Origin of the sequence: Pseudomonas sp. HN2-3 (assembly GCF_020691745.1) — a bacterium.
GTDB lineage: Bacteria > Pseudomonadota > Gammaproteobacteria > Pseudomonadales > Pseudomonadaceae > Aquipseudomonas > Aquipseudomonas capeferrum.
Genome location: NZ_CP085704.1, coordinates 1339824 through 1353226 on the forward strand (window position 1 = coordinate 1339824; position 13403 = coordinate 1353226).

A 13403-nucleotide genomic window follows, 5' to 3' on the forward strand; every position below is an offset into this window, starting at 1 on the left:
GACAAAGGCGCCGTGTTGCCCCGCTTGCCATGCAAGCGGGGGCAGCCGGCGCCTTTTGCGTTTCCCAAGGAGACCGGCCCATGAGCAGCAGCGAAGTACGCAGTGTCTGCCCGTATTGCGGCGTCGGCTGTGGCATCGTCATGCGCGTTGCCGATGGCAAGGTCAGCAAGATCAGCGGCGACAAGCAGCACCCCAGCAACTTTGGCCGCTTGTGCACCAAGGGCCTGACCGCGCACGTGCCGCTGACCGCCGCCGGGCGCATGGAGGATGCCTACCTGCGTCAGCAGCGCAGCCAGCCGCCGGTGCGCGCCAGCATGGATCAGGCCATTGCGGCCACCGCCGCACGCCTGCGCGGCATCGTTGACCAGCACGGCCCGGATGCCGTGGCGCTGTATGTGTCCGGGCAGATGTCGCTGGAGGCCCAGTACCTGGCCAACAAACTGGCCAAGGGCTTTATCCGCACCCGCCATATCGAGTCCAACTCGCGCCTGTGCATGGCCAGCGCCGGCAGTGGCTACAAACTGTCGCTCGGTGCCGATGGCCCACCTGGCAGTTACCAGGACTTCGAGCATGCCGACGTATTCCTGGTAATCGGCGCCAACATGGCCGACTGCCACCCGATTTTGTTCCTGCGTCTGCTGGACCGGGTCAAGGCCGGCGCCAAGCTGATCGTCGTCGACCCGCGGCGCAGCGCCACCGCCGACAAGGCCGACCTGTTCCTGCAGGTACGCCCCGGCAGCGACATGGCCTTGCTCAACGGCCTGTTGCATCTGCTGCACCGCAACGGCCACACCCACCCCGACTTCATCGCTCGCCACACCGACGGCTGGGACGAACTGCCAGCCTTTCTCGACGACTACAGCCCCGAGCGCGTGGCCGCCATCACCGGGCTGGCCGAGGCCGACATCATCAAGGCCGCCGAATGGATCGGCCGTGCCAACAACTGGATGAGCTGCTGGACCATGGGCCTGAACCAGAGCATCCACGGTACTTGGCACTGTAACGCCCTGTGCAACCTGCACCTGGCCACCGGCGCTATCTGCCGCCCCGGTAGCGGGCCTTTCTCGCTGACCGGCCAACCCAACGCCATGGGCGGCCGCGAGATGGGCTACATGGGGCCCGGCCTGCCAGGCCAGCGCTCGGCGCTGGTGGAAGGCGACCGCGCGTTCGTCGAACAGCAGTGGCAACTGCCACCAGGTACCCTGCGCAGCGAAGGCGGCGAGGGTACGGTGGCGCTGTTCGAACAGCTGAAAGCAGGGGACGTGAAAGCCTGCTGGATCATCTGCAGCAACCCGGTGGCCAGCGTCGCCAACCGCCAGCAGGTGATCGACGGCCTGCGCCGGGCCGAGCTGGTGATCTCCCAGGATGCGTTTCTCGACACCGAGACCAACCGCTATGGCGATATCCTCCTGCCTGCGGCACTGTGGGCCGAAGGTGAGGGCGTGATGATCAACAGCGAGCGCAACCTCACCTTGATGCCACGCGCCGTGGCGCCTCCTGGCCAGAGCCTGCCGGACTGGCAGATCATCGCCCGGGTGGCCTGCGCGATGGGCTATGCCGATGCGTTCGATTACGCTGATGCCGAAGCGGTGTACGACGAGATTCGCCGCTTCCATAACCCCGCTACCGGCTACGACCTGCGCGGCATCGGCTACACCGACCTGCGTGCGCAGCCGCGCCAGTGGCCATGCGCACCAGGGCGTGACAGCGACCGCAGCCCATTGCGCTACCTGAACGATGGCAGCAGCCAGACGCTGCTGCACGACGCCCAGGGCCAGCGCCCGGCGCTGGCGTTCCCCACCGCCAGCGGCAAGGCCCGCTTTTTCGCTCGGCCCTGGTTGCCGGCAGCGGAGTTGCCGGATGACGCCTACCCCCTGGTGCTCAACACAGGCCGCGTGCAGCACCAGTGGCACACCCTGACCAAGACCGGCAAGGTGCCGGCGCTGAACAAGCTGGAGCCTGGCCCTTTCATCGAAATCCATCCCGAGGACGCCGCACGGCTTGGCATCGCCGAAAAGGACCAGGTGGCCATTCGCTCTCGCCGTGGTCAGGCCGTGCTGCCGGCGCGCATCAGCGACCGGGTCATGCCAGGTAACTGCTTCGCGCCGTTTCACTGGAACGACCTGATCGGCGAGCAGTTGGCCATCAATGCCGTCACCTGTGATGCGGTCGACCCACTGTCGCTGCAGCCCGCCTTCAAACACTGCGCCGTGGCCCTTGAGCGGGTTGCCGGCGAACGTATCGACGCCCTCGACCTGAGCGGCGCCACTGCCCACCCGGAGTCTGCCCACATGCCGACCGCCACCCTGTTTCGTCTGCTTGGCCTGGACAACCTGCCGGCCCCGGCGCTGGCCGAGCAAGAGCGCCATTACCTGCAGGGCTTCTTGCTTGGCCTGGAGCAGGCCCGCGCCGAGGGTGTGCCAAGCCTGCCGGCTAGCGCGCCACTGGCCGCTAACCGACGGTGGTTCGTTGATGGCCTGCTGGCGGGCGTGTTCGCGCAGCCTTCGGCGCTGCCCAGCCGGGTGCTGGAGGCGCCGCAGCACCAGGTGCTGTGGGCCTCGCAGACCGGTAACGGCGAGGCGCTGGCCGAGCGCTGTGCCGAGCGCCTGCGTGACGCCGGCTTGGCGGTGCGCCTGAATTGCATGGATACACTCAGCCCGCAGCAGTTGCGCGGTGCTGCCAGTGTGGTGCTGATCGCCAGTACCTTCGGCGATGGCGACGCGCCCGACAGTGCGGCGCTGTTCTGGCAGGCACTGCAAGGCGAGGAGGGCGGCCACTGCGCCGATGTGCCCTATGCCGTATTGGCCCTGGGCGATTCCAGTTACGGCCAGTTCTGCGGGTTTGGCCGCAAGCTCGATCAGCGCCTGGCCGAGCTGGGTGGGCGGCGACTGCTGCAACGGGTGGATTGCGAGCCGGATTACGATGAGGCATTCGCCACCTGGCTCGACGCCTTGTTGGCGCGGTTGGCTGACGCCGCCGCGCCCCACGCCAGTGACGCGCCTTCGCCTGCGCAGGCCTGCAGCAAGCAGCAGCCATGGTCGGCCACCTTGCTGGAGAACCGCGTGCTCAATGCCCCGGGTGCCAGCAAGGAGACGCGCCAGTTGGTGTTCGACCTGGCTGGCAGCACCTTCAGCTACCAGGCGGGCGACGCCCTGGGCGTATGGCCGCGCAACTGCCCGGCGCTGGTCGAAGAGCTGCTGGCGCTGATGCGGCTCGATGGCCAGACCCTGGTCGAGGTCAAAGGCCAGGCCTCACTGCCGCTGGCCGATGCCATGGAGGCGCACCTGGAAATCGCCAAGGTCACCCCGGCGCAGTTGCAGGTGTTCAGCCAGAGCGCCGAGGCCCTGCGCCGGTTGCTCCAGCCCGAGCACAAGGCCGAGCTGCAAAACTGGTTGTGGGGGCGGCAGTTGGCGGATGTGCTGCGCGAGTTCCCCCAGGACCTGCCCTTGGCCACCTGGCTCGACCTGTTAAAACCCTTGCAGCCACGCCTGTACTCGATCAGCTCCAGCCCGTTGGCGCACCCTGGCCAAGTTCACCTGACCGTCTCGACCGTGCGTTACGGGCAGCGCAAGGGCGCTTGCTCGACCTTCCTCGCCGACCGCGCGCACGGCATCAAGGTGGCGATCTTCCCGCAGGCCTCGAAGCATTTTCGCCTGCCCGAGGACGATAACGTGCCGGTGATCATGGTTGGGCCGGGCACCGGCATCGCGCCGTTTCGGGCGTTTCTCGAAGAACGAGAAGCGCGTGGGGCACGCGGGGGCAATTGGCTGTTTTTCGGCGAGCAGTATGCGGCCAGCGACTTCTATTACCAGGCACAGTTGCAGGCATGGCAAGCGACAGGCCACTTGCGTCTGGATACCGCGTTCTCCCGCGACCAGGTCGAGAAAATCTATGTGCAGCAGCGCCTGCACGAGCAAGGCGCCGACCTTTGGCGCTGGCTGGAGGCGGGTGCCTACTTTTATGTGTGCGGTGATGCCCAGCGCATGGCCAAGGATGTGGACAGCGCGCTGCGCAGGGTCGTCGCCGAGCACGGTGGCATGAGCGAGGCCGCGGCGGATGCGTATGTTGAAGGGTTAAGCAAGGCCAAGCGTTATCGGCGCGATGTGTATTGAGTGCACCGGGATGGGGATGGGTGCACCTTGGCTGTGCGGTTTTTTCTGGAATGTCCGATGACTTTTCTGGCCCTGTCGCGTTTGAACAGGCGATACAGCATTTGGCACATTCCCTGCTTTATCACGTTCACAACACGCCCCACTGATCAACGGCGATCAACCAGGGGCACACCCTGATGAGTACAGGCAAAGGCGCCTGGAGCTTCCGCTCCAGGCGTTTTTTTTTGATCGAGGATCGGCTATGACGGCAACAGCGAACGGCAGGCAACGAGAGCAACTGGTGATTGTCGGCAACGGCATGGTCGGCCACCACTGCGTCGAGCAATTGATCGAGCGTGGCGCCTTGCAGCATTTCGAGGTGCGGGTGTTCGGTGAAGAGCGCCAGCGTGCCTACGACCGTGTGCACCTCTCCGAATACTTCGGCGGCAGCTGCGCCGAGACCCTGGCGATGTGCGAGCAGGGTTTCTACCCCAGCCAAGGCGTGCACCTGCACCTGGGCGAAGCGGTGGTGGAGATCGACCGCACGCGCCGCGAGGTGGTTACCACCCAAGGCCGCTACGCGTACGACCAGTTGATACTGGCCACCGGCTCCTACCCGTTCGTCCCGCCGATCGAAGGGTCCAGCGGCAACGCCCGCCTGGTCTACCGCACCCTCGACGACCTCGATGCAATCCGCGCCGCCGCCAGCAATGCCCAGCGTGGTGTGGTGGTGGGTGGCGGCCTGCTGGGCCTGGAGGCGGCCAATGCACTCAAGTCCCTGGGCCTGGAAGCGCATGTGGTGGAGTTCGCCCCACGCTTGATGCCCGTGCAGCTGGACAGCGAGGGCGGTGCGGCGCTCAAGGCACAGATCGAGGCCCTGGGCGTGGGCGTGCACCTGTCCCGCGCCACCCAGTCGATCAGTGCCGGTGAGGGCTATCGCTACCGCATGAACTTCGACGGCGGCGAACACCTGGAAACCGACCTGATCGTGTTCTCCGCCGGTATCCGCCCGCAGGACGCCTTGGCCCGCGCATGCGGGTTGGACATAGCCGCGCGAGGCGGGGTGGTGGTCGACAACCACTGTCGCACCTGCGATGCGCGCATCTTCGCCATCGGCGAGTGCGCGTCGTGGAACGGCAGCGTGTTCGGCCTGGTTGCGCCGGGCTACAGCATGGCCCGTAACCTGGCGGCGCTGCTGGTGGGGGATGCTGCGGTCGCCTTCACCGGTGCCGACATGTCGACCAAGCTCAAGCTGCTGGGCGTGGATGTCGGCTCGATCGGCGATGCCCATGGCGCCACGCCGGGCTCGCGCAGCTACCGCTTCATCGACGAAGCCAACGCCGCCTACCGCCGGCTGGTGGTGGATGCCAGCGGCAAGCATGTGCTGGGCGCGGTGCTGGTGGGTGACAACAGCTACTACGACACCCTGTTGCAGTACGCGCAGAACGGTATAGCCCTGCCTGCCGACCCGGCCGCGTTGATCCTGCCACAAACGGGCGGCGCGCCGGCCCTGGGTGCCGATGCCCTGCCCGACAGCGCGACCATCTGCTCGTGCCACAACGTCAGCAAGGGCGCGGTCTGCGCCGCCATCGACAGCGGCTGCAGCGACCTTGCCTCGGTCAAGGGCTGCACCAAGGCGGCCAGCGGTTGCGGCGGCTGCGCGGCCTTGCTCAAGCAGGTGTTCGAGCACGAACTCACGGCCCGCGGCGTGACGGTCGACAAGAGCCTGTGCGAACACTTTGCCTACACCCGCCAGGAGCTTTACGGGCTGGTACGGGTTGGCGGTATCCGCACTTTCCATGACCTGCTCGTGCGCCATGGCAAAGGCCATGTCGGCTGCGCTATCTGCAAGCCGGCGGTGGGCAATATCCTTGCTTCGTGCTGGAACCAGCCGATCATGGACCCGGCGCTGGTACCGCTGCAGGACACCAACGACACGTTCATGGCCAACATGCAGAAAAACGGCACTTACTCGGTGGTGCCGCGCATACCGGGCGGTGAAATTACCCCCGACAAGCTCATCGTCATTGGCCAGGTGGCCAAGAAGTACGACTTGTACACCAAGATCACCGGCGGCCAGCGCATCGACCTGTTTGGGGCCCAGTTGCACGAACTGCCGCTGATCTGGGGCGAGTTGATCGAGGCCGGCTTCGAGACGGGCCATGCCTACGGCAAGTCGACCCGCACGGTGAAGTCATGCGTGGGCAGCACCTGGTGCCGTTATGGCGTGCAGGACAGCGTGGCCATGGCCCTGCGCCTGGAGGACCGCTACAAGGGCCTGCGCAGCCCGCACAAGCTCAAGTTCGCGGTATCCGGCTGCACCCGCGAATGCGCCGAAGCGCAGAGCAAGGACATCGGCGTGATCGCCACCGACAAGGGCTGGAATCTCTACGTCTGCGGCAACGGCGGCATGCGCCCGCGCCACGCCGAGCTGTTCGCCACCGACCTGGACGACGACACCTTGGTACGCCTGATCGACCGCGTGCTGATGTTCTACATCCGCACCGCCGACAAGCTGCAACGCACCTCGGTATGGCGTGAAAACCTGGAGGGGGGGTTGGCCTACCTCAAGCAGGTGATCCTCAACGACAGCCTGGGCCTGGCAACCGAGCTGGAAGCACAGATGCAGCATGTGGTCGATCACTATGAATGCGAATGGGCCAACGCCCTCAACGACCCGGAAAAGCTCAAGCGCTTCCGCACCTTCGTCAACGACCACCGCGCCGACCCGGACGTGCACTTCGTCCGCGAGCGCGAACAACGCCGCCCTGCTGCAGCGTTGCACCTGATTCCCACTGTCGAGGAGGCTGTCTGATGAACCTGTCAAATACTGCTGTAGCGCACCAACCCAACTGGCAAACGGTCTGCCAGGCCCGCGACCTGGTTGCCGATTCCGGCGTGGTGGTGTGGCACGAGGGGGCCCAGGTGGCGCTGTTCTATCTGCCAGGGCAGGAGCAGGCGTTGTATGCGTTGGACAACCGTGACCCGCGCTCGGGGGCCAACATCATCGGCCGTGGGCTGGTGGGGAGTGTGCAGGGCCAGCTGGTGGTGGCGGCGCCGCTCTACAAGCAGCATTTCAGCCTGCACAGCGGGCATTGCCTGGAGGATGCCGCGCAGCGGCTGCGGGTGTGGCCGGTGCGCTTGAATGGTGAGGCGGTCGAGTTGGCGGGGGGCTGATGAATTGTTGAACCCCCGGACGCTGTTCGCCGTAGGATTTTCGCCGTATGGGAGATCGAGCGCCGCCCGCGCGGCGCTTCGCGGGGCAAGTCGGATCGCCGCACCGCCGCTCCCACATCTGTTTCGGGCCAGTTATGCCTGATGCATTGGCGCGCGGCCCTTTGGTGCCCGCCACAATATCGCGTCGTACAAACAAGGCGGTCGCGCGCAAATGGCACAGGCCTCACTGGCCCGAAACAGATGTGGGAGCGGCGGTGCGGCGATCCGACTTGCCCCGCGAAGCGCCGCGCGGGCGGCGCTCGATCTCCCAGGCGACAAAAACGCTGCGGCGAGCACTATAAAAGCTGCCCACTCCCCCCAATGCGGTAAGCTTCAGGCCATGAACCTCGACACCCGCATCAAGTACCGCCACCTGCTGTGCTTCCTGGAAATCGCCCGGCAGGGCAGCCTGGCCAGGGCTGCCGATAGCCTCGCCATCAGCCAGCCAGCGATTTCCAAGACCCTCAAGGAACTCGAAGAGCTGCTGGAAGCACGCCTGTTCGAACGCAGCCGGCACGGCGTCGAACTGACCCCGGCCGGCACCCGCTTCATGCGCTACGCCGGGCCCAGCGTACAGGCCCTGCGCGATGGCGTGAGCAGCCTGCGCGGCGAAGCACGGGCGCCGTCGCAAGTGCGCATTGGCGTGCTCTCTACCGTCGAGGGCTTGTTGATGCCCGAAGTGCTGTGCCGCCTGCATCAGCGTCATGAGGCGTTGCTGATCAGCGTGGTGACGGGGGCCAGTGCGCAGTTGCTCGGGCAGTTGCGCCTGGGTGAGCTGGAGCTGGTGGTCGGGCGCATGACCGATAGCCCGCAGATTCAAGGCCTGTCGTTCGAGCACCTGTACAGCGAGTCGATGAGCCTGGTCGTGCGGCCGGGGCACCCGCTGCTGGCCACCACGCCAGTGGAACGGGCGCAGGTGGGGCGCTATCCGCTGGTCTTGCCACCCCCTGGCACCACCATTCGCCAGCACGCCGACAGCCTGTTCGTTCAATGTGGTGTGCAGCTGCCGGCGCAGCGCTTGGAGACCTTGTCGTTGGCCTTGAGCCGCCGCTATCTGCTGGGCAGTGATGCCGTGTGGGTGGCACCGCGCGACGCCGTGCTGATCGACCTTGGCCGTGGCGAACTGGTCGAACTCGACCTGGGCGTGCGCGAGCCGGGCGGCTCGGTCGGCATCTGTCGCAATGCCGCCTTGCCGCAGAGCCTGCCGGGGCAGTGGGTGTGCGAGGTGCTGCGCGAGGTGGCGGGGCAGTACCGCGAGGGTAGCTACCCCTGAACCCGTGCTGTCAGCAGGGCACTGAGCGCCTTGAGGTTGTCATCGCTCAGGCTGCCGCTGGCCGCCATCAGGCGTAGCTGCGCCTGCAAGATGGCATAGCGCTGGCGGGCCAGTTGCAGGCGGGTGCGGGTTAGCTGCTGCTCGGCATCCAGCACGTCGCTGCTGATGCGCGCGCCTGCCTCGAAGGCGTGCGTGGTGATCCGCAGGTCACTCTGGCTGGAGCGCATGGCCTGTTGCAGGGCCTGGTACTGACTGATGCCGCCCGTCAGGTTGAGGTAGGCCTGGCGCGCCATGAAATCAGCTTCGCGCCGTGCATCTTCCAGCTCATCTTCGGCCGCGCCCTGCAGGGCACGCGCCTCGCGGGTACGGCTCTGAGTACCGCCACCGGCATACAGCGGCACGCTCAGTTGCACGCCAACCACCGTCTGGGTGTATTTCTCCTCGGGTACGGTGACGTCGTAAAGGCTGCCACCGACCGAGGCAAAACGGCCATGCGCGGCCACCAGGTCGAGGGTTGGCAGGTGGCCGGCTCGTTGTTTTTCCACTTCCTGCTCGGCGATCAGTTGGCGCACCTCGGCGGCCTGCACCTTCAGGTTGTGCTGGCGTGCCTGGTCGGTCCAGGCATCCAGCCGGGCCGGTTGCGGGCCACTGAACGCCACCTCGTCATCGAGCCTGGCCAACTCGCCCGGCGTGCTGCCGGTCAGCCTCGCCAATGCCTGCTGGTTGAGGCGCAAGGCATTGCCGGCGGCAATCTGTTCGGCCTGCGCCAGGTCGTAGCGGGCCTGGATGCGCTGCACTTCGTTTTCGGTCCCCGAGCCCTCGCGCCGAAAGCGCTGTGCCTTGTCCAGCTGCTGGCCAAGGGTCTGCATTTGCTGGCGGCTGGTGCCCAGTTGGTCTTCGGCAAGCAACAGCTCGAAGTAGGCGTCGGCCACGCGCAGTATCAGGTCCTGGCGCGCGGCCAGCAGGTCGATTTCGCCCGCCGTTGCCAGGGCCTTGCCCTGTTCATGGCCGATGACGTTCTGCCAGCGCAGCAGGGGCTGGATCAATACCAGCGCGTAGGCATTGGAGTTGTCGCGGTTGCGGCTGGCCGCCCCGCTGTGCTCGCGGTCGACCCAGGCTGCGCCGCTTTCCAGGGACAGGTGCGGCAGCAACGTGGCGAGCCCCTGCGGGGCCTTTTGCGCGGCCGCCAGCTGGCGTTGCTGGGCGGCGGCATAGGCCATGTCATGCCCCAGGGCCTGCTGGTAGGTCTGGTACAGGTCGCGGGCCTGTACGGGGCTGGCGCAGACCAGCGCCAGTATCAGCACCGCTAGGCGGATTCGTGTGCATTGTCCGAGCACGTCGCGGACTCCTTTGCAAGTGAGGGCTTGTGTTGGCGGGGGTTGCGCATCAGTAGCACCATCGGGACGCCGATCAGCATCACCGCACCGAGCAGGCCGAAGAGCATGCTGAAACCGAGCATCTGCGCCTGCTCCCGGGCCTGGACGAAGGCCAGCAGGGCGTTGGCCTGGTCAGCGCCGAGCAGCTCGGTGGAGAGCCGCCGCGGGTCGAGGCTGGCCAGGTCCCAGCCGCTGGTGACCAGGCGGTTTTCGTCGACATGCTCGGCGAGCTGCCGGTAGCGCGCCCAGGAAAAACGCGTGAGCAGGGTGGCGGCGATGGCGATACCGACGCTGCCTCCGAGCTGGCGCATCAGGTTGAGCACGCCCGAACCTACCGAGATCAGCTGTACCGGCAGTTGGCGCATGGCCAGGTTGGTCAGCGGCACGAAGATCATGCCCAGGCCGAACCCCCGGATGATCAGCGGCCAGTACAGTGTGTCAGGGTTGCTCTGCAGGGTGAACTGGGTATGCAGGTACATGGCGTAGCCGTAGACCAGGATGCCCACGCAGATGAAGTAGCGCTCATCGATGCGGTTTTCCTGCGACAGCTTGCCGATCACCAAGGTGCTGACCGCGCTGGCCAGGGCCCCAGGGAAGATCACCAGGCCGCTCTGGTAGGCACTTTGTTCGAGCAGCGTCTGTAGCAGCAGGGGCACCATGAACAGCGTGCTGTACAGGCCGAAACCGACGCAGAAGGCGCACACCGAACCCAGCAGGAACTCGCGGTTGTTGAACAGCGCCAGGTTGACGATCGGGTTGCTCACCCGCCGCTCCCAGTAGCAGAAGCCCACCAGGCCAAGCAGCGCCAGGGCCAGGCACAGCAGGCTGAGGTCCGACTCCAGCCAGTCCCAGTGCTCGCCGCGCTCCAGCAGGATCTGCAAGCTGCCGACACCGACGGCAAGCAACAGGAAGCCCAGGTAGTCGATGCTCTGCGGGCGCCGCTCGTTGGGCGAGTCGCCCACGCACAGCCAGGCCAGCAGCAGGGCCAGCGCACCAATGGGCAGGTTGATCAGGAAGATCCAGTGCCAGGAGAACTCATCGATCAGGTAGCCCCCCACCGACGGGCCGAGGGTCGGCCCCATCATCACCCCGACGCCATACAAGGCCATGCCTGAGCTGACCTTCTCCTTGGGGAACACGTCATAGATGATCGCCTGCGAGATGCCTAGCAGGCCGCCCCCGGCCAGGCCTTGTATCACGCGCCACAGCACCAGCTGCCAGAGCTCCTGGGACACGGCGCAACCGAGTGACGCCAGCACGAACAGCGCCGATGACACCAGGTAGTAGCGGCGCCGGCCAAACCAGGCAGACAGCCAGCCGCTGGCTGGCAGGATCACCACATTGGCCACGATGTAACCGGTAGAGATCCAGGAGATTTCGTCCACCGACGCGCCAAAGCTGCCCATCAGGCTTGGAATGGCGACGTTGACGATGGTCACGTCGAGCAGCTCCATCATCGAGATCAAGGTAACCGTCACGGCCACCAGCCAGGGCGACTTCATAGTGCCTGCCCGCTGTCGCGGGTATCGACCTCGACGAACACGCTCATGCCTTGGCTAAGTGCCTGTTGCATGGCCGTGGGCAGTTGCCGGAACTCGATCCGTGCCTGGATGCGCTGCACCACCTTGGTGAAGTTGCCGGTGGCGTTCTCCTGCGGCAGCAGCGAGAACCGCGCACCGGTGGCCGGTACCAGGCTGTGCACCACACCCTCGAACTGCTGCCCGGGAAAGGCGTCGACGCTGATGCGTGCCGGTTGGCCGACCCGTACTCGGCCGATCTGGGTTTCCTTGAAGTTGGCCACCACCCACATGCGCTCGGTGCTGACCAGGCTCAGCAGCTTTTGCCCGGCCACTACGAATTGCCCAGGCTGCACATCCTTGTGCACGATGACCCCGGCCCGTGGCGAGGCCTGCCGGGTATCCTGCAGCTCGATACGGGCCAGGGCCAAGGCCGATTCGGCTGCCTTGATCCGGTACTCTTCCACCTTCAGTGCCGCCTGGTTGGCCAAGGTGCCTTCACGGGCGGCAGTGGAGTTGTCCCGAGCAGCCTGCAATTGATGGTTCAGGGCATCGAAGCGCGCGCGCGCGGCTTCCAGGTCCTGGGTGCTGACCACACCCTGCTCGGCCAGCCGTTGCGTGCGCCGATAGTCGCTGCGGGCCTGCTCGGCGTTGGCCACCAGTTGTCCGATGGTGGCCTGTGCTGCCTGGCTGCGTGCGGCGGCACTGCGCACCTGGCTGTCCATCAGGCCAGGCATGCCGCCCTGGCCTGTGGCGACCAGCGCGCCCAGATAATTGGCTCGGGCCTGTTCGAGCCGCTGCTGGTATTCGTCCTCACGCACCTGGAACAGCAGGTCTCCCTGGTTCACCCGGGTGTTCTCGTGCACTGGCACTTGTACCACCACGCCGCTCAGCCTGGCCCGAATAGGGATGATCACGCCTTCCACTTCGGCGTTGTCGGTGCTGACGTACTGCTTTGCGTATTGCCAGCGTTGCAGCCCCAGTACGGCCAGGCCTGCGATGACCAGCACCGATACTGCCAACTTGGTGTACTTGCCTTTCACCATGTCACACGCTCTCGTCCTTGTCGTTTAAGGCCATTGCCCCTTGCCTGCGGTGCGCGCAGGCAAGGGGCAATGCTCAGCTGGCTGCCGCCACGCAAGTGGCTTGCGCAGTCGCGGTGGCGCGCTGGTCGAGCAGTTCGAACACGCCGTCCCACAGCACGGTACGGGCCACCAGCGCATCGGCTGCACTCTTGGCCAGCGCCTGTTGCTGTGCGGGTTCGCTGACGATCTCGGCGATGATGCGTTTGGCCGCCGGGCCGTGATCGTCACCGTCCATCTCGATGTGGCGCTTGAGGTAGTAGGTCAGCATCGGCACGCTGGCTTCCTCGATCGCCCAGCGCTGCAGCAGGCCGCCGAACATGTCGGGGATGATGTCCTCGCGGCCGAAGAAGAAGTACGCCAGTACCTGCTCGGTCGAGCCGTGCAGGGCAACGTCGAGGGTCTTGCTGACGAACACCTTGGCCGGCAGCGGGATGTCGACGTTGGTCAACGCCTGGGCCAGTGGCACGCCTGCTTGCAGCAGGGCCTGGAATTGACGGAACGGGCCAGTGTCGGCGCCAATCTCGTCCATGGCGCTGAGGTACAGGTCCAGGTGGCTGATGAAGCCGCCGCCAGGGTGCTCGTCGGTTTCTTCGCCGGTGACGATCTCGTTGATCAGCCGCGCGGCAATGATGTGCCGCGGCGGCAGCCAGGGCAGGCTGACGCAGGTCAGGTCGCGCTGGATACGCTTGAGCAGCGTCATGAAATCCCACACGGCGAACACGTGGTTCTCCATCAGCAGGCGCACGTCATCCAGCGAGCTGATCCTGGCGAACAGGGGGTGTGCCAGCAGGGTGCGGCGTTCATTCTCGATCATTGCATCTACATCAAAAGACATACTCGGCTCC

General features: G+C 65.9%; 8 protein-coding genes. 4 read left to right on the top strand and 4 right to left on the bottom strand.

The window, feature by feature from the left end; genetic code table 11:
• Positions 1 to 80: 80 nt before the first annotated feature.
• The 4 genes from LJX93_RS06120 (at position 81) to pcaQ (ending at position 8580) form a co-directional block, all read left to right on the top strand.
• A complete protein-coding gene (locus tag LJX93_RS06120; protein ID WP_227696839.1) occupies positions 81 to 4112 on the top strand; it encodes a bifunctional nitrate reductase/sulfite reductase flavoprotein subunit alpha in 4032 nt (1343 codons plus the stop codon).
• 241 nt (positions 4113 to 4353) lie between these two features.
• Complete coding sequence (gene nirB, locus LJX93_RS06125; protein ID WP_227696840.1) at positions 4354 to 6906, top strand: nitrite reductase large subunit NirB; 2553 nt, start codon at positions 4354 to 4356, stop codon at positions 6904 to 6906.
• Positions 6906 to 7268 carry a nitrite reductase small subunit NirD gene (gene nirD / locus LJX93_RS06130; protein WP_047581705.1) on the top strand — a complete coding sequence of 121 codons (363 nt, stop codon included), beginning with the start codon at positions 6906 to 6908 and terminating at the stop codon, positions 7266 to 7268. The genes nirB and nirD overlap by 1 nt, the downstream gene beginning before the upstream one ends.
• Before the next feature lie 379 nt (positions 7269 to 7647).
• Entirely contained in the window at positions 7648 to 8580 is a 933-nt protein-coding gene (pcaQ, locus tag LJX93_RS06135) for a pca operon transcription factor PcaQ (RefSeq protein ID WP_033700770.1), read from the top strand.
• Here pcaQ and LJX93_RS06140 read toward each other — a convergent pair.
• The 4 genes from LJX93_RS06140 to LJX93_RS06155 all read right to left on the bottom strand — a co-directional run bounded on the left by LJX93_RS06140 (position 8571) and on the right by LJX93_RS06155 (position 13393).
• The gene (locus LJX93_RS06140) at positions 8571 to 9917 is read right to left on the bottom strand and encodes a TolC family outer membrane protein (protein WP_033700769.1); all 1347 of its coding nucleotides are present in this window, start codon (positions 9915 to 9917) and stop codon (positions 8571 to 8573) included. The two genes, pcaQ and LJX93_RS06140, sit on opposite strands and share 10 nt — an antisense overlap.
• Complete coding sequence (locus tag LJX93_RS06145) at positions 9887 to 11458, bottom strand: DHA2 family efflux MFS transporter permease subunit (RefSeq protein WP_033700768.1); 1572 nt, start codon at positions 11456 to 11458, stop codon at positions 9887 to 9889. Before LJX93_RS06145 ends, LJX93_RS06140 begins: the two co-directional genes overlap by 31 nt.
• A complete protein-coding gene (locus LJX93_RS06150; protein ID WP_047581707.1) occupies positions 11455 to 12519 on the bottom strand; it encodes an HlyD family secretion protein in 1065 nt (354 codons plus the stop codon). Before LJX93_RS06150 ends, LJX93_RS06145 begins: the two co-directional genes overlap by 4 nt.
• Positions 12520 to 12592: 73 nt before the next feature.
• Positions 12593 to 13393, bottom strand: coding sequence for a DUF3050 domain-containing protein (locus tag LJX93_RS06155; protein WP_227696841.1), 801 nt, complete (start codon positions 13391 to 13393; stop codon positions 12593 to 12595).
• Positions 13394 to 13403: the final 10 nt, after the last annotated feature.